This is a genomic window from Citrobacter sp. Cpo037 (assembly GCF_030332945.1).
GTDB classification, from domain to species: Bacteria; Pseudomonadota; Gammaproteobacteria; order Enterobacterales; family Enterobacteriaceae; genus Citrobacter; species Citrobacter portucalensis.
The window spans coordinates 51,815-69,110 of record NZ_JAOWGW010000046.1 but is presented as its reverse complement, the minus strand read 5'-3'; the positions used below and the strand labels follow the sequence as shown (position 1 = coordinate 69,110).

At 49.3% G+C, this 17,296-nt stretch carries 14 protein-coding genes and 2 pseudogenes; 8 read left to right on the top strand and 8 right to left on the bottom strand.

Annotated elements, in window-relative coordinates; genetic code table 11:
• Positions 1-24: 24 nt before the first annotated feature.
• Positions 25-1,296, bottom strand: a complete 1,272-nt coding sequence (gene urtA / locus OGX94_RS06345; RefSeq protein WP_148361994.1) for an urea ABC transporter substrate-binding protein — start codon at positions 1,294-1,296, stop codon at positions 25-27.
• Between the two features lie 486 nt (positions 1,297-1,782).
• On the opposite strand from urtA, the gene mgtS reads away from it, so the two are divergent.
• Positions 1,783-1,878, top strand: coding sequence for a protein MgtS (gene mgtS / locus OGX94_RS06340; RefSeq protein WP_003032406.1), 96 nt, complete (start codon positions 1,783-1,785; stop codon positions 1,876-1,878).
• A gap of 284 nt (positions 1,879-2,162) precedes the next feature.
• Here mgtS and OGX94_RS06335 read toward each other — a convergent pair whose 3' ends face one another.
• The gene (locus OGX94_RS06335; RefSeq protein ID WP_003832923.1) at positions 2,163-3,089 is read right to left on the bottom strand and encodes a diguanylate cyclase; all 927 of its coding nucleotides are present in this window, start codon (positions 3,087-3,089) and stop codon (positions 2,163-2,165) included.
• A 530-nt stretch (positions 3,090-3,619) separates the two neighbouring features.
• Positions 3,620-5,665, bottom strand: a complete 2,046-nt coding sequence (gene dcp / locus OGX94_RS06330) for a peptidyl-dipeptidase Dcp (protein ID WP_197384993.1) — start codon at positions 5,663-5,665, stop codon at positions 3,620-3,622.
• 137 nt (positions 5,666-5,802) lie between these two features.
• Here dcp and ydfG point away from each other — a divergent pair, with 137 nt between their 5' ends.
• The 3 genes from ydfG (at position 5,803) to ydfZ (ending at position 7,717) form a co-directional block, all read left to right on the top strand.
• Positions 5,803-6,549, top strand: coding sequence for a bifunctional NADP-dependent 3-hydroxy acid dehydrogenase/3-hydroxypropionate dehydrogenase YdfG (gene ydfG / locus OGX94_RS06325; RefSeq protein WP_003832919.1), 747 nt, complete (start codon positions 5,803-5,805; stop codon positions 6,547-6,549).
• 86 nt (positions 6,550-6,635) lie between these two features.
• A complete protein-coding gene (locus OGX94_RS06320) occupies positions 6,636-7,322 on the top strand; it encodes a GntR family transcriptional regulator (protein ID WP_003032396.1) in 687 nt (228 codons plus the stop codon).
• A 191-nt stretch (positions 7,323-7,513) separates the two neighbouring features.
• Positions 7,514-7,717 carry a putative selenium delivery protein YdfZ gene (ydfZ, locus tag OGX94_RS06315; RefSeq protein WP_003032393.1) on the top strand — a complete coding sequence of 68 codons (204 nt, stop codon included), beginning with the start codon at positions 7,514-7,516 and terminating at the stop codon, positions 7,715-7,717.
• A 74-nt stretch (positions 7,718-7,791) separates the two neighbouring features.
• Here the strand turns inward: ydfZ and OGX94_RS06310 are convergent, their stop codons facing one another.
• From OGX94_RS06310 to OGX94_RS06295, 4 genes and pseudogenes are all read right to left on the bottom strand, one after another.
• Positions 7,792-9,258 carry a mannitol dehydrogenase family protein gene (locus tag OGX94_RS06310; RefSeq protein ID WP_257661723.1) on the bottom strand — a complete coding sequence of 489 codons (1,467 nt, stop codon included), beginning with the start codon at positions 9,256-9,258 and terminating at the stop codon, positions 7,792-7,794.
• A 161-nt stretch (positions 9,259-9,419) separates the two neighbouring features.
• Positions 9,420-10,753, bottom strand: a pseudogene (locus tag OGX94_RS06305) (MFS transporter).
• A gap of 60 nt (positions 10,754-10,813) precedes the next feature.
• Complete coding sequence (gene rspA, locus OGX94_RS06300; RefSeq protein ID WP_003832907.1) at positions 10,814-12,028, bottom strand: starvation-sensing protein RspA; 1,215 nt, start codon at positions 12,026-12,028, stop codon at positions 10,814-10,816.
• Between the two features lie 107 nt (positions 12,029-12,135).
• The gene (locus OGX94_RS06295) at positions 12,136-12,462 is read right to left on the bottom strand and encodes a YnfA family protein (protein ID WP_003832904.1); all 327 of its coding nucleotides are present in this window, start codon (positions 12,460-12,462) and stop codon (positions 12,136-12,138) included.
• A 153-nt stretch (positions 12,463-12,615) separates the two neighbouring features.
• Here OGX94_RS06295 and OGX94_RS06290 point away from each other — a divergent pair, with 153 nt between their 5' ends.
• Positions 12,616-12,957 (top strand): DUF1283 family protein, encoded by a 342-nt coding sequence (locus OGX94_RS06290; RefSeq protein ID WP_003032382.1) that lies wholly within the window; start codon positions 12,616-12,618, stop codon positions 12,955-12,957.
• A 35-nt stretch (positions 12,958-12,992) separates the two neighbouring features.
• Positions 12,993-13,553: a spermidine N1-acetyltransferase gene (gene speG, locus OGX94_RS06285; RefSeq protein ID WP_003832900.1), complete on the top strand. Its 561-nt coding sequence runs from the start codon at positions 12,993-12,995 to the stop codon at positions 13,551-13,553.
• A gap of 6 nt (positions 13,554-13,559) precedes the next feature.
• On the opposite strand, the gene OGX94_RS06280 is transcribed toward speG, so the two are convergent.
• Entirely contained in the window at positions 13,560-14,270 is a 711-nt protein-coding gene (locus tag OGX94_RS06280) for a YnfC family lipoprotein (protein ID WP_080470568.1), read from the bottom strand.
• 97 nt (positions 14,271-14,367) lie between these two features.
• On the opposite strand from OGX94_RS06280, the pseudogene ynfE reads away from it, so the two are divergent.
• Positions 14,368-16,668, top strand: a pseudogene (ynfE, locus tag OGX94_RS06275) (selenate/tellurate reductase subunit YnfE); the annotation flags it as partial.
• Between the two features lie 10 nt (positions 16,669-16,678).
• On the top strand, positions 16,679-17,296 hold the full coding sequence (locus OGX94_RS06270; protein ID WP_126957146.1) for a DMSO/selenate family reductase complex B subunit: 618 nt from the start codon (positions 16,679-16,681) through the stop codon (positions 17,294-17,296).

Sequence of the window (17,296 nt, the reverse complement as noted above, 5' to 3'; positions counted from 1 at the left end):
ACCCTCCCGCAGGAGGGCGTTAGATCAGTTGCTGGCGGTTTTCACAGGCTGTTCAGATTTTTTATCATTACCAGCGATGTACGGACTCCACGGCTGGGCGCGGACCGGCTCATCGGTTTGCCACACCACGTTAAACTGGCCGTTGCCTTCAATCTCGCCAATCATGACGGGTTTATGCAGGTGATGGTTGGTCGCATCCATGGTCAGGGTAAAACCTGATGGTGCAGCGAAGGATTGCCCCGCCATAGCAGCACGAACTTTATCCACATCGGTAGTTCCGGCTTTTTCTACCGCCTGCGCCCACATGTGCAGGCCAACATATGTGGCTTCCATTGGGTCGTTCGTCACTACCGAATCAGCATTCGGTAATTTGTGCGCTTTGGCATACGCCCGGTAATCCGCGACAAACTTCTTGTTGGCCGCATTATCGACAGACTCAAAGTAGTTCCAGGCAGCAAGGTTGCCCACCAGCGGTTTGGTATCAATACCGCGTAGCTCCTCCTCACCCACGGAAAAAGCCACCACCGGCACATCGGTGGCTTTCAGCCCCTGATTCGCTAACTCTTTATAGAACGGTACGTTAGAATCCCCATTGATGGTTGATACCACCGCCGTTTTTCCCCCTGCGGCGAATTTTTTAATACTGGAGACAATGGTCTGGTAATCGCTATGTCCGAATGGGGTGTACACCTCTTCGATGTCTTTATCGGCGACCCCTTTTGAGTGCAAAAAGGCGCGTAAAATTTTGTTGGTCGTGCGCGGATAAACATAATCCGTGCCCAGCAGGAAGAAGCGTTTCGCGCTACCGCCATCCTCACTCATCAGATACTCAACCGCAGGGATCGCCTGCTGGTTGGGGGCTGCGCCGGTATAGAAGACGTTAGGCGACATCTCCTCACCTTCATATTGCACCGGGTAAAACAGCAGACCATTCAACTCTTCAAATACCGGTAAAACTGATTTACGCGAAACCGATGTCCAGCAGCCGAAAACTGCCGCCACCTTGTCCTGACTCAGCAGTTGTCTTGCTTTTTCAGCAAATAACGGCCAGTTCGAGGCCGGGTCAACCACCACCGGTTCCAGCTTTTTACCCAACACACCGCCCTGAGCATTTATTTCATCGATGGTCATCAACGCCACATCTTTTAGCGGCGTTTCGGATATGGCCATCGTGCCGGATAACGAATGCATGATGCCAACCTTGATGGTGTCGGCTGCCTGAACGCTAAAACTCACGCCCATTGCAACAACAGAGGCAGAAAGTGCAAAAGCTTTTAAAAATGTACGACGCTGCATAGTTTCACTCCTGAAATTAGACTTGCTGAAAGCTCCGGTGCAGCCGGGCAGACAAAACGGTGCAAATTAAGGGTATTCAGAAGTGATAAGGCAAAAACGATGCCAGATATTAAAACCTCATATAAAATCAATAAATTAGCATCCCGCGCACAAAAATCAGTATTACATTTTCCCGCCAAAAGGATTAATCACACGAAAAAATGAACCACCATGAGACAACTCTGCATTATAAACGTGCAACAATCTGTGTCAGCATCACACCGTCATAACAGCGTCTCAGGGTTTAAAAACAAGGTTATTTGTGCGCAGATAAATGTGTCTCGTCACTATTATTTATTTTATTCGACGTGATCATGTCAAAAATTTACTTTTCAGTCGAAATAATCACACAGTTCAGCCTTTGTTTAAGATTGAATTGCTACTATAGTCATAAGCGAGGTGAACTTAAGGTAAGAGAGGAAACTCACAGATAAAGGAGCATTTACTATGCTGGGTAATATGAATATTTTTATGGCTGTTCTGGGAATTATTTTATTTTCCGGTTTTCTGGCCGCGTATTTTAGCCACAGATGGGATGATTGATGAACGGAGATAGTCCTGCACCGACCCGGCCCCTTGTTGCGTAGCTGCACAAGGGGCCATTTTTTTACCTGAATCGCGCTCGCTGTACCTTTATCGTGATTTACAGATAAAAAAAACCGCCGGATATACCAGCGGTAAATGCTTGCATGGATAGATTTGTGTTTTGCTTTTATACGCTATCTGGCAATTCCCTGCGAAGATAACGGATAGTCAGCTAACCTATCATCGACAACCCCAATGAAAGTTAAACGAAACGCAACTACCTCAAAACGTTTTTCAAAAACTCACGCACTGAGGGGATACGAGGTTCCGTCATTGGTGTCCACCAACGCGATCCGCTCATTTTCATCCATAAACATGCAGCGATTCCTGCCAGTCTGTTTCCCCTGATACATCGCCCTGTCGGCCCGACCAAGCGCGGTATCCAGCGTTTCACCCTGTTGAACCCGGGTTATGCCTGCCGTCACCGTGATACCGATCTCTCCATCAGCGTAGGGAATTTTTTTCTGACCAATCAGACGACAAAGTCGCAAACCCGCCAGGCATGCCTGCTCGTCCGTTTTTGTTCTGATGATGATAATGAACTCTTCTCCACCGTAGCGGTACGCCGCCTCATCATATCGCGTCCATGACAATAAATTTGATGCCAGAGCGCGCAATACCACGTCACCGACCAGATGACCGTATGTATCGTTAACGTATTTAAAACGATCGATATCCAACAACAATATATAGAGATTAAGCGGTTCGGCGTCGAGCAACTGCCGATCAAAAGACTCATCGAGCATTCTTCTGCCAGGTAAACCTGTTAATACATCGATATTACTGCGGATACTCAATAAATATATTTTGTAGTCCATTACAGATGAGGTAAATGCCAGAAGCGCGTCCTGGAAACTGTCGAAATGCCATGAATGGCTACGTTTCTCCACTATAGCCAATAGCAACTCCTTGCCTAATAAATGCATCTTTTCGTGAGTGGCACTTATCTTGCTCACGTAACTACAATCATCCTCATTGTACCGCGATTGATTATTAAGCCACAGTCCAAATCGACAAACAAAATGCGAGTTTTCACCCATAATATCAGGCTGTGTTACATCTGAAGACACCACGCAGCGGAACATCTTTACCAGCCATTTGTAGTGGGCATCAATGGACTTGTTCAACTCAATCAAAATTGTATCTATTTCCTTCGTATTTCTCATCATCACGTTCTCTCTCCCTGTTCGAGCGTTTCTGATGGAATTATCTTAACGATAAAAAAGAAAATTTATGTAAATTTTTTAATAGTAATTAATAAGCCGCGATTAACAATAGCATTGCGCTATGCCACTGGTCGCGGCATAGCGTACATCACTCAGTTCATACCAGACTCAAATTGAACACGGCCATTGAGCCTTTTATTTTCGCGGATAGATAAAAACCGCTAAGAAAGCTGATGTGTATGCTTTAAGCTTTTTATAGCTATCTTTTTCCGGTTAGAGACCTAAATTGCAAGGTTATTTCTTAGGTAATATAAAAACCGGGCGTTACACCCGGTTGGGGATGCACGAAACGATAGTGAGCAGTAGGCCGGATAAGGCGTTTACGCCGCCATCCGGCAATCTGTTACAAGCAGCGGATTGCGCTTCGCTTATCCGGCCTACAGCGTAATTCCCTTTTCAGCACAATGATGAATTTATCGGCGTCATTATGTTTAGCTAAGCTGAATTGAGGACTTTCCCCCTCTGAACAAACCTTACGCGCTCAAACCACGATGTTCCAGCATCGGCTCCATTCGGGGATCGCGCCCGCTCCACTGGTGATAGAGTTCAGCTAAATCAGTACTGTTACCGCGGGACAAAATAGCTTCACGGAACTTTTGCCCGTTTTCACGAGTTAATCCGCCCTGCTCTACAAACCACTGATAGCCATCATCGGCCAGCATTTGCGTCCACAAATAGGCGTAATAACCTGCGGCATAACCGCCGCCGAAGATATGGGCAAAATAGCTGCTACGATAACGAGGCGGCACAGCCTTGAGTTCCAAACCTTCTGCTGCCAGCGCCTGCTGTTCAAATTGATCAACCGAAAGAGATAACGCGCTATTTTCCAGACTGTGCCAACGCATATCCAGCAATGCGGCACTGAGCAGTTCGGTCATGTCGTAACCTTTGTTAAACAGGCTGGCCCGCTGCATCTTATCCCGCAACGCCTGCGGCATTTGCTCCCCGGTATCAACATGACGAGCAAAACGAGCAAAGACCTGCGGATGACTCGCCCAGTGTTCGTTGATCTGCGAAGGAAACTCAACAAAATCCCGCGGAGTATTGGTTCCTGAAAGTGTGGCATAACGCTGAGTGGCAAACAGGCCGTGCAACGTGTGCCCAAACTCATGAAATAACGTAATAACATCATCCCACAATAACAATGCAGGCTGACCCTTTGCCGGTTTTTGATAATTACACACGTTATAAATAACCGGCCGGGTTTCATTGAGTTGCGATTGCTCAACAAAATTGCCCATCCAGGCACCACCGCTTTTCGATTCCCGGGCAAAGAAATCGCCGTAAAATAACGCCAGCCCTACGCCATCGTGATCGAATATTTCCCATACCCGAACATCCGGGTGATAAACAGGAATGTCGAACCGTTCTATAAATTTTATGCCAAAGAGTTGATTAGCTGTCCAGAAAACGCCCTCGTTCAGCACCGTATCAAGGGCAAAGTAAGGTTTGAGCTGCGCCTCATCAAGAGCATATTTCTCACGACGAACCTGCTCGGCATAAAATGCCCAGTCCCAGGCCTCGACGTTAAATTGCCCCTGTTCGTGATTGATAACATTCTGGATTTCGGCCTGTTCATCCAATGCCCTGGCTCGCGCAGCGGGAACAATCGCCCGCATGAAATTCAGTGCCGCCTCCGGTGTTTTTGCCATCTGATCGGCAATTTTCCATGCAGCGTAATTGGCAAAACCGAGTAGTTTCGCCTGCTGCATCCGGATCTCGACCAGTCGCTGAATAATCGCCCGAGTATCGTTAGCGTCATTGTTTTCTGCTCTCGTCCATGCGCGGTTGAACAGATTCTCACGGGTCTGGCGATCGCGTAACGCCGCAAGCGCCGGTTGCTGAGTCGTATTCAATAGCGGGATAACCCAACGCGCTTCAAGCCCTTTCTCCTTTGCAGCTTCGGCGGCAACAGCAATTTCCTCTGCGCTAAGTCCGTCCAGGTAACGTGCATCATCCACCACCAGAGCACCGGACTTGTTCGCCGCCAGCAGCCGTTGATTAAACTGGCTGGTCAACGTGGCGGACTCTGTATTGAGCGCTTTAAGGTTTGCTTTATCGACCTCATTCAGACGCGCGCCGGCTAATACAAAACGCTGGTGGATGACCTCCAGCAAGCGTGATGATTCGCTATCCAGCCCCAGTGAACCTCGCTGTTGCCAGACCGCTTCAACGCGCGAAAAAAGCGCGCCATTGAGATAAATATCATTGGCAAGGCTCGCCAGTTCCGCGGAAAATTCTTCGTCAAGGCGCTGTAGTTCATCGTTGGTGTGTGCCGCCGTCATCGCGAAGAAAATGCTGGTTACACGTGTGAGCAGCGTGCCGCTTTGTTCAAGCGCCAGCAACGTATTGGCAAAATCAGGGGCCTGCGGGTTTTGCACAATCGCCTCGATCTCTGCACGTTTTTGCCGCACGCCTTCATCGAACGCTGGGCGATAGTGCTGCACCTCTATCTGATCAAACTGCGGGGCCTGATACGGCAATGTGCTGTGGTGTAAAAAGGGATTCGTTAACGACATCTTCCACTCCTGAAAACGATTTGTTTACCAGAGTAGACTTCCCGGGAATCAACCGCAATCGCGTTACGCAGGAATAGCTCTGAACGGAAATGACGTGCTATGGTAGTACGACATAAAAAGCGTTGAGGAACAGTGAGATGATCGTTTTAGTAACCGGAGCAACCGCAGGTTTTGGTGAGTGCATTACGCGTCGTTTTATTGAGAATGGGCATAAAGTTATTGCCACCGGACGCCGCCAGGAGCGCCTGCAGGAGCTCAAAGATGAGCTGGGTGACCGCCTCTATACCGCGCAACTGGACGTACGTAATCGTGCATCGATTGAAGAGATGATGGACGCCTTACCCGCAGAATGGCGCAATATTGATGTTCTGGTCAACAACGCAGGTCTGGCGCTGGGCCTTGAGCCTGCTCACAAGGCCAGCATTGAAGACTGGGAGAATATGATCGACACCAACAACAAGGGGCTGGTTTATATGACCCGTGCCGTTCTGCCTGGTATGGTTGAACGCAACCGCGGTCATATTATCAATATCGGTTCTACCGCGGGCAGTTGGCCATACGCTGGCGGTAACGTCTATGGTGCGACTAAAGCGTTTGTTCGCCAGTTTAGCCTGAATTTACGTACTGATTTACACGGCACTGCAATTCGCGTTACCGACATCGAGCCGGGTCTGGTTGGCGGTACGGAATTCTCTAATGTCCGTTTCAAAGGTGATGACGCCAAAGCTGAAAAAGCCTACGAAAATACCACGGCGCTGACTCCGCAAGATGTTACAGAAGCGGTATGGTGGGTGGCTTCTTTACCGGCTCATGTCAATATCAACACCCTTGAAATGATGCCTGTCACACAGTCTTTTGCCGGGCTGAGTATCCACCGGAGCTAATTTCTCTGCCCGGCCTTGTGCCGGGTATAGATAGCCTGAAAGAAGTGATAAAATATCCGGGTTAACTCTCTAAAAAGTAAGAATGAATGACCGTAGAAACGCAGCTCAACCCTACACAACCAGTAAATCAACAGATTTACCGTATTCTTCGCCGTGATATCGTGCATTGTCTGATTGCACCCGGTACACCGCTGTCGGAGAAAGAGGTTTCTGTACGCTTTAATGTGTCACGCCAGCCGGTACGAGAAGCATTCATCAAACTGGCTGAGAACGGTCTGATTCAGATCCGCCCGCAACGTGGCAGCTACGTGAATAAAATTTCGCTGTCGCAGGTGCAAAACGGCTGTTTTGTTCGCCAGGCAATTGAATGTGCCGTGGTACGCCGCGCCGCATCGCTGATCAACGATCAACAGTGCTATCAGCTTGAACAGAATTTGCATCAGCAGCGCATCGCAATTGACCGAAAACAGATTAATGATTTCTTCCAGCTTGATGATGAGTTTCATCAGAAACTGGCTTTAATCGCCGAGTGCCAACTCGCCTGGGATACCGTTGAGAATATAAAGGCTACAATTGACCGCGTTCGTTATATGAGCCTGGATCATATTTCCCCGCCTGAAATGCTGCTACGTCAGCATCACGATATCTTTGCCGCCCTTGAGAAGCATGATGGCGATGCGGTCGAGCGCGCAATGATGCTCCATCTTCAGGAAATTGGTGAGTCCGTTCAGCTTATTCGTCAGGAAAATAGCGACTGGTTCAGCGAAGATTAATACTACGCTCACCTCACTCCGGGGTGAGTTTCTCCTGCGTTTTCCCCTCTCCCGCATAGCTGCATAAAAAAAGCTGTGATTTTGATCGAAAACAAAAAAAATCATTAACGAGAAGCGTATTTATATTGCGCCCGTTACGTGGGACTAAAAGCCCACGGGCTTTGACGGTAAGTTGGAAAGGAGAAAACACCATGAAAACATACGATCGTAACCGTAACGCAATCACCACTGGCAGCCGCGTCATGATCAGCGACACCGGACTCACAGGCCGCATTACAGCGATAGATACCGATGGCCTGACCGCTGAGCAGATTCGCCGCGGGAAAACAGTGGAAATCGAAGGATGTGAAGGCAAATACGCCCCCCTCGAGCTGATTCGTTTAGGCATGAACTAATTGGTGTGAATGCCAGAAAACACAGCGCCATCTGGCCGTTGCAAGCCAGATGGCGACATAAAGCATAATCTTCGTTACATCAGTTTTGCTGCATACTTCGCAACCGTCGCCTTCGCCCCTTCAGCCAGTAAAGTAAGATACGCTTGTGTGACCTGCCGATTGAACAGTTCAACCTGTGGCAGTTCACGACCAAAAATAGCATCGATTGCCAGCAGCGCCTGAACGCGCTCTTCGCCCTCGTTACTGCTACGCACGGCATTCTGGATCACCGGCAACAATGGATCGCTAATTTCAATCGCCTGGCCCTGTTCATCCACACCACCGACGTAACGCATCCAGCCAGCGACACCCAGTGCCAGCAGCGCAAAGTCACTACCGTGCACAATGTGCCAACGAATGGAATCAAGCATACGCTGCGGCAGTTTTTGGCTACCGTCCATGGCGATCTGCCAGGTACGATGACGCAGCGCCGGATTGCTGTAGCGTTCAATTAACAAATCGGCGTAGCGCTGTAGGTCAACACCTTTTACTTTCAGCGTAGGTGCTTGTTCCTGCAACATCAGCGCACGTGCAGCAAGACGATAGTTTTCATCACCCATGCAATCGTTAATATGTTGATATCCCGCCAGATACCCAAGATACGCAAGGAAAGAGTGGCTGCCGTTGAGCATACGCAGTTTCATCTCTTCAAACGGAATGACATCAGCCACCAGTTCCGCCCCGGCCTTTTCCCATTCAGGACGGCCGGCAACAAAGTTATCTTCAATTACCCACTGGCGGAACGGTTCGCATGCCACGCCTGCCGGGTCGCGTACACCGGTGATATGTTCAATTTTGTCCAGCGTCTCCTGCGTAACCGCCGGGACAATGCGGTCAACCATGGTTGATGGGAATGTCACATGTTGTTCGATCCACGCGCCCAGTTCCATATCCACCGCTCGGGCATATGCAGTGACAACATTGCGCATCACATGACCGTTTTCTGGCATGTTATCGCAGGATATCACGGTAAAGGCGGCTAAACCCGCAGCTTTGCGACGAGCCAGGGCTTCAACCACCACGCCCGGCGCAGTTTTAGGCTGTTTGGGGTTTTGCAGATCGGCTGCAATCATTGGATTGTCTAACATCAGTTGGCCGGTCGCCGGAGAATGGCAGTATCCTTTCTCGGTGATGGTCAGGGAAACGATCGCGACCTGCGGTTCACACATCGCTGCCAGTACGCTTTCCAGACCATCAACCTGCGCATGCAATGCATTTTTCACCACGCCCACGACTCTCGCAGTCCAGGCATCAGCAGACATCTCTGCAACGGTATACAGATTATCTTGCTGTTTCAGATCGAAAATCTGCTGCTCGCCGCCAATCAGGTTCACTTCGCAGTAACCCCAGTCACTGCCGTGATCGGCGGCCAGAATGTCAGCGTAAACACCCTGATGTGCGCGGTGAAACGCGCCAAACCCCAGATGAACAATACGCGGAACCAGTTTTGTACGATCGTAGTCAGGAAGTGCAGCCTTAGCCGCTAAGAGCTTGTTTTGCATGGTATGGCCTACTTATAAATGAAATCAGGACTGTTCCAGAGTAACGCCTGTATGGTTGTATGTTTTGATTTGCATTAAGCTTTTTATGATTGGTATGACATCATTTATTGAGTTATGAACCAAAATCGGTGAGTTTGGCGGCATACTGCCGCCAATCGATATTAGTGTTTCTGCCACTGCTGATATTCACGTTTAAGTCTTTGCGGTGCAGTTTCCGGCATCATCAACAAACCAATAATTGAAATAACTCCAAGCACAATCACATAGGTTGCAAGTCCATAGTAATGTCCACCTGTTACTTGCAGAATTTTTACTGCTACTAAGCCAAGAATCCCGCTGCCTATTAGCGACCCCAGTTGCCAAATTAATGCTATTCCGCTACAGCGAATATGAGTTGGGAAAAGCTCTGGAAAATAAGAGGCCTGAGGTGCGTAGCACATACTATGCCCAATACTCAGAACCAGGATCATTACTATTTGTGTAAGCCAAAAACTATCCTGATTAATCGCAAGAAAGAAAGGAATAATCATAACGACCTGCAGCAACGCGCCGATAATATAAACTGGTTTACGTCCAATTTTATCGCATAGCGACCCCATCAACGGTATTGCAATGATTTCTATTATGACCGCAACGATCATTGTCTCCATCAAAATATTAGCATCAAGATTATTTGCCTTACCGTAAGCCAAAACAATCACTGTGAACATTGCAAATGTGCAAGCTTCAATTAGTTTCGCACAGACCCCCTTGACAACAATGCCAGGAAAATCGCGGATAACTTCAACTAATGGACGTGATTCTTCTGCTTTTGTCTCCCTAATCTGAGCAAAGACCGGTGACTCATCAATTTTTAAGCGGATAAACAGCCCTACAATAACCAGTAACAGACTCAAAAGGAACGGTATACGCCACCCGTAATCCATCATTGCCTCTGGAGAAAGTGTGGCATTTAACAGCGCAAAGAGTGCTAACGGCAGAAGAAAACCAACCGGGGCACCAATTTGAACCCAACTGGAAAAAAATCCACGATTTTTGGGTTCAGAATATTCAGCAGTCATCAGTACAGCACCGGCTTGCTCTCCTCCAACACCAAATCCCTGTAATACACGAATAAAAATAAGTAAAGCTGGAGCCCAGACACCAATTTTCTCATATGTAGGTAATAACCCGATACAAAACGTCCCCAAACCTACAATTAATATGGTAATAACCAGTGCTTTTTTACGCCCAACCTTATCGCCAATATGACCAAAGACAATTCCTCCTAATGGTCTTGCGAGGAAACCAACAGCATAGGTTGCAAAAGCAGCGAGAGTACTTTTAACGGATCATCACTTGGGAAAAATAAATGACCAAAAAAGAGTACAGCAGCTGTCCCGTATGCAAAAAAATCATAATACTCAGCTGCTGTACCAATTGCGGATGCTGAAGCCACTCGGCGAATAATGGGCTTATTATCTACGTTATCTTTAATATCGACTGAACTAACCATAAGTTTAACCTTCTGTAGGGTATTGGGTTAATCAACATCTTTCGTACGTAAAATTTATATTTACCAGTTCCACAGCGTGCCATCTTCCAGGCGAGCAACGGGCAGATATGCAGGGTCATACGGATATTTCGCCGCCAGTTTTTCGTCAAACTCGATCCCAAGACCAGGTTTGTCTCCTGGGTGCATATAGCCGTTATCAAAGGTCCAGTTATGTGGGAACACTTCCAGCATTTGCTCGGAATAGCCCATATATTCCTGTACGCCGAAGTTCGGCACCCACAGATCAAAATGCAGCGCGGCGGCCATGCACACAGGCGACAGATCGGAAGGTCCATGTGAACCGGTACGAACCTGATACAGAGACGCGAAATCGGCAATCCGGCGCATACCGGTGATACCACCCGCATGGGTGATGGTGGTGCGGATATAGTCGATCAGTTGTTCTTCAATAAGCTGTTTACAGTCCCAGATACTGTTGAACACTTCCCCTACCGCAATCGGCGTGACCGTATGCTGGCGGATCAGGCGGAAGCACTCCTGGTTTTCAGCTGGCGTTGGGTCTTCCATCCAGAACAAACGGTACTGTTCAATGCTTTTGCCAAAACGGGCCGCTTCAATTGGCGTCAGACGGTGGTGCATATCGTGCAGGAGATGTTCGTTGAAACCAAACTTGTCACGCACGGCAGCAAACAATTTTGGTGTGAAATCCAGGTATTTCTCCGTTGACCACAACTGCTCTTCCGGCCATTGCCCTTTGGTGGCGGGTTCGTAGGCCAGTCCTTTGCCTTTAGACATACCGTAAGTGGTTTTCATACCCGGCACGCCGCACTGCACGCGAATAGCTTTAAAGCCCATTTCTTTATGACGCGCATAATCTTCGAGTACGTCATCAACGGTATGGCCTGTGGTGTGACAGTAGACCATAACCCCTTCACGAGAAGCACCGCCGAGCAACTGGTACAACGGCATATTCGCCGCTTTCGCTTTAATGTCCCAGAGAGCCATATCCACCGCAGAAATCGCCGACATGGTGACCGGACCACGACGCCAGTACGCACCTTTGTAGAAAAACTGCCAGATGTCCTCAATACGATGCGCATCGCGACCAATAAGCTGCGGACACACGTGATCTTTCAGATACGACGCCACGGACAACTCGCGTCCATTTAACGTGGCATCTCCCAGCCCGGTGATCCCATCTTCTGTCGTAATTTTCAACGTTACAAAATTACGCCCAGGACAGGTGACAAACACTTCAGCCCCAACAATCTTCATTTCTTATTCCCTACATCTGTTCTTGTGATGCAGTAAATTTACTCAGCTGAGCTACTACCATACAAGTATAAAGATCAAAAAAAAGCTGTTTGATCACAAAAAAGGCGCTATGCGCGCCCCCATCCAGCCACAATGATCAACATGCCGCACAATGCCACCAGCGCGCCAGACCAGTCATATAAACTGAGTTTTACACCATCGACAATGCGTAGCCATAGCAGCGCGGTCACCACGTAAACACCGCCATAGGCTGCGTATACACGCCCGCTGGCTGCCGGATGCAGCGTCAGCAACCAAACGAATACAGCCAGTGATACCCCGGCGGGTATCAGCAACCAGGCTGTAGCCCCTCGCTTAAGCCAGAGCCAGGGTAAAAAGCAGCCAATGATTTCGCATAACGCGGTGACGAAAAAAAGAAATGTGGTCTTAAGCATTGATGTTATTCAGTTACCTTCGGTTTAACCATGATACGACAGAATCTCGTTAACGTATCCATATCTACCGGGTGGGTATGCCCGCAAACTGGAATAGTGTAGAATTTAACCCTGTTTTATCGTTTTTACCCTTTCCCATAAAAGGAATTCACCATGAAAATTACACTGACCAAACGCCTGTGCCTGACGGCTATGCTGACGCTGGCTGCGGCTGTGTACACCTCTTCCGCATTTGCTGAAACCAGTAAACTGGTCATTGAATCCGGAGACAGTGCGCAAAGTCGTCAACAAGCCGCAATGGAAAAGGAACAATGGAACGATACGCGCCAGCTTCGCCAGAAAGTCAATAAACGTGCAGAGAAAGAATGGGACAAAGCCGATACGGCCTTTGATAGCCGTGATAAGTGCGAGCAGAGCGCTAATATTAATGCATACTGGGAACCTAACACCCTGCGCTGCCTCGACCGCCGTACTGGCCGCACCGTTGCCCCATAATCATTGCACTTTGAAGGATATTTAAAGGATACGATATGACTAGCGCCCTCAGTGTTAAGTTGCGCCCGCTGGAGCGTGAAGATTTACGATTCGTCCATCAGCTTGATAATAATGCCAGCGTAATGCGCTACTGGTTCGAAGAGCCTTACGAAGCGTTTGTTGAGCTGTCAGACCTGTATGACAAACACATCCACGACCAAAGCGAACGCCGCTTCGTGGTGGAGTGCGACGGTGAAAAAGCCGGGCTGGTGGAGTTGGTTGAAATTAACCACGTGCACCGCCGGGCCGAATTCCAGATTATTATTTCGCCGGAATATCAGGGGAAGGGTCTGGCCTCACGGGCGGCTAAGCTTGCGATGGATTACGGCTTTACCGTGCTCAACCTCTATAAGCTGTATCTGATCGTCGATAAAGAGAACGAAAAGGCTATCCACATTTACCGTAAACTCGGTTTTATGGTGGAAGGCGAGCTGATTCATGAATTCTTTATCAACGGCCAATACCGCAACACTATCCGCATGTGCATCTTCCAGCAGCAGTATCTGGCAGAACACAAAACGGCAGGCCCTAACCTGTTGCAACCTACCGCTCAGTAAAGGCGATTAGTAGTAATCGATAGTGTTTTCAATCGAGTAATGATGTTCAACTGCCGGCTTCACGCTCTCGTCAACGATAACGAGCTGGCAGTTGACCGGATTTGCGTATTCATCGTATTTGCACGTTTGTTTGACATTGCCTAACGGATGATTGTTGAGCAGGCTCACCGCGGTGTAATCCAGCTTCTTCAACGGGTCGACCGACGGTTTGGCATCAACCTGTAAGGTATTGTCCTTACTGACGGTTGTTTTACCCAGCGGGTAGCCTTCGGCATCATATCGATACTGCACCTTCATCTCTTTCCCCGTTGCAGAAACGACAAAACCGTTATCGTCGGTATCCCACACCACACCTGCAGCAGGCAGTTCCGCCAGTTGGCATTTGCCCTGTAAACGGATCCGTTTTTCCAGCGTTTCGGCATCCCGATAGTAGTTAGCATCCAGGACCAGCGCCATACCGGTATTGTTTTCGATATCGTGCAGTTCAAGTGTATCGAAACACCCTTCCTGTGACAGGGTACCAGCGACGCGCTTGGTGACCTCACCTTTGTCGTTGAGCAGCGTCTGACTGAAATCTTTCACCGGCCCGCGCAGCGGATCGAAATCAAATTCATTGGAAAAACTGGCCATTTCCGGCGTAAAGGAAACCAGCCCTTTGGCATTATCACACCCAACCAGCACGACACACAGGAAACCTAACAGGGTCTGTTTCTTCACATTTTTCACCGGGATAAGAAGATAATTCTCAATCATATTAGCAAATACAGTTATTTACACCAGAAATGCTAATCTTAGTCTATGTCGATCATAACAGGCGATACAACCGGCTGAAGAGAAAGTGGTTTGGGGTGCTTGTTCCGTGAACTGCGGAAGTCGTTGTGCCCTGCAACTCCACGTCAAAGATGACGAAGTCGTATGGGTGGAGTCTGATACGACCGGAGACGATATTTATGGTCAGCACCAGGTGCGCGCCTGTTTGCGTGGACGCTCAATCCGTCGACGGATCAATCATCCGGATCGCCTCAATTATCCTATGAAGCGCGTGGGCAAACGCGGTGAGGGTAAATTCGAACGCATAACCTGGCAGGAAGCACTGGATACCATCAGCACCAGTTTAAAAAATACCGTACAGAAATACGGTAATGAGGCCGTGTATATCAACTACACCTCTGGCATTGTCGGCGGCAATATTACTCGCTCCTCCCCTTATGCCTCGCTGGTCGCTCGATTGATGAACTGCTATGGCGGATTCCTGAGCCATTACGGCACATACAGTACCGCACAAATCGCGGCGGCAATGCCTTACACCTACGGCTCAAATGACGGCAACAGTACATCCGACATTGAAAACACGAAGCTGGTGGTGATGTTCGGCAATAACCCTGCCGAAACGCGCATGAGCGGCGGTGGCATAACATACTTCCTTGAGCAGGCCCGGGAGCGTTCTAACGCCCGCATGATCGTCATCGACCCGCGTTATACCGATACCGCTGCGGGTCGTGAAGATGAGTGGATCCCTATCCGTCCGGGAACCGATGCCGCACTGGTGGCGGGAATCGCCTGGGTCCTGATTAACGAAGATCTCGTCGACCAGGCGTTCCTCGACACATATTGCGTCGGTTATGACGAGAAAACCCTACCCGCTGACGCTCCCGCTAACGGACATTACAAGGCCTATATACTTGGCAATGGCGATGACGGTGTCGCTAAAACGCCCCAATGGGCCTCGCATGTCACAGGGATCCCGGCCGAGCGCATCATTAAACTGGCACGGGAAATCGGTAGTACAAAACCGGCGTATATTTGTCAGGGTTGGGGTCCACAACGTCAGGCTAACGGCGAACTGACTTCGCGCGCGATCGCAATGCTGCCAATCCTGACCGGCAACGTTGGCATCAACGGCGGCAATAGCGGTGCGCGAGAATCAACCTACACCATCACGATTGAACGCATGCCGCTGCCGGATAATCCCATCAAGACCCAGATATCCTGCTTTAGCTGGACCGACGCCATCGCCCGCGGTCCGGAAATGACCGCAACCCGCGATGGCGTGCGCGGTAAAGATAAGCTTGATGTACCGATTAAATTTATCTGGAACTACGCGGGCAACACCATTACTAATCAGCACTCAGATATCAATAAAACGCATGAGATCCTTCAGGATGATACGAAATGCGAAATGATAGTGGTCATCGAAAATTTCATGACATCTTCGGCGAAATATGCCGATATTCTGCTGCCGGACCTAATGACCGTCGAACAGGAAGACATCATTCCTAACGACTATGCAGGCAACATGGGATACCTCATTTTTATTCAACCCGCGACGTCACCGAAGTTCGAACGCAAACCGATCTACTGGATAATGAGCGAAGTCGCCAAACGCCTTGGCAATGATATCTATCAACGGTTTACGGAAGGCCGTACTCAGGAACAGTGGCTCCAGTATCTGTATGCAAAAATGCTGGCCAAGGACCCCGCGCTCCCTTCTTATGACGAGCTAAAAAAAATGGGGATCTATAAACGCAAAGATCCTAACGGGCATTTTGTCGCTTATAAAAAATTCCGCGACGATCCGCAGGCCAATCCGCTCAAAACACCCTCTGGAAAGATTGAAATTTACTCCAGCCGACTGGCGAAAATTGCCAACACCTGGGAGTTGCAGAAGGATGAAGTAATTAGCCCGCTTCCCGTCTACGCCTCCACGTTTGAAGGGTGGGACGATCCCAAACGCAGCGCATTTCCGCTGCAGTTGTTTGGCTTTCATTACAAATCCCGTACGCACTCCAGCTACGGCAATATCGATGTTCTGCAGGCGTCCTGTCGTCAGGAAGTGTGGATCAATCCCGTCGATGCCCAAAAGCGTGGTATTGCAAATGGCGATATGGTGCGGGTCTTTAACGATCGCGGGGAAGTACGTATTCCGGCCAAAGTGACGCCACGGATCCTGCCTGGCGTCAGCGCAATGGGCCAGGGTGCATGGCACGATGCAGATATGGCCGGCGACAAGATTGACCATGGCGCCTGCGTCAATACGCTGACAACACAGCGCCCTTCACCGCTGGCAAAAGGTAACCCACAGCATACTAATCTGGTCGAGATCGAGAAGGTTTAAGGACTAACCCATGACAACTCAGTATGGATTTTTTATTGATTCCAGTCGTTGCACCGGGTGCAAAACCTGCGAGCTGGCCTGCAAAGACTACAAAGACCTCACTCCTGACGTCAGTTTCCGGCGGATTTACGAATACGCAGGTGGTGACTGGCAGGAAGACAACGGCGTCTGGCACCAGAACGTTTTTGCCTACTATCTCTCCATCTCATGTAACCACTGCGAGGATCCGGCCTGCACCAAGGTTTGTCCAAGTGGTGCGATGCATAAGCGTGAGGATGGTTTTGTGGTGGTCGATGAAGACGTGTGCATTGGCTGTCGCTACTGTCATATGGCCTGCCCGTACGGTGCGCCACAGTACAATGCTGCGAAAGGACATATGACCAAGTGTGATGGCTGCCATGAACGCGCGGCAGACGGCAAAAAGCCCATCTGCGTCGAGTCCTGTCCGCTGCGTGCGCTGGATTTTGGCCCCATCGACGAACTGCGCAAAAAACATGGTGAACTGGCTGCCGTCGCCCCGCTGCCGGGTGCGCACTTCACCAAACCAAATATTGTGATCAAACCAAACGCCAATTGCCGCCCGACCGGGGATACCACGGGTTTTCTGGCTAATCCAAAGGAGGTGTAA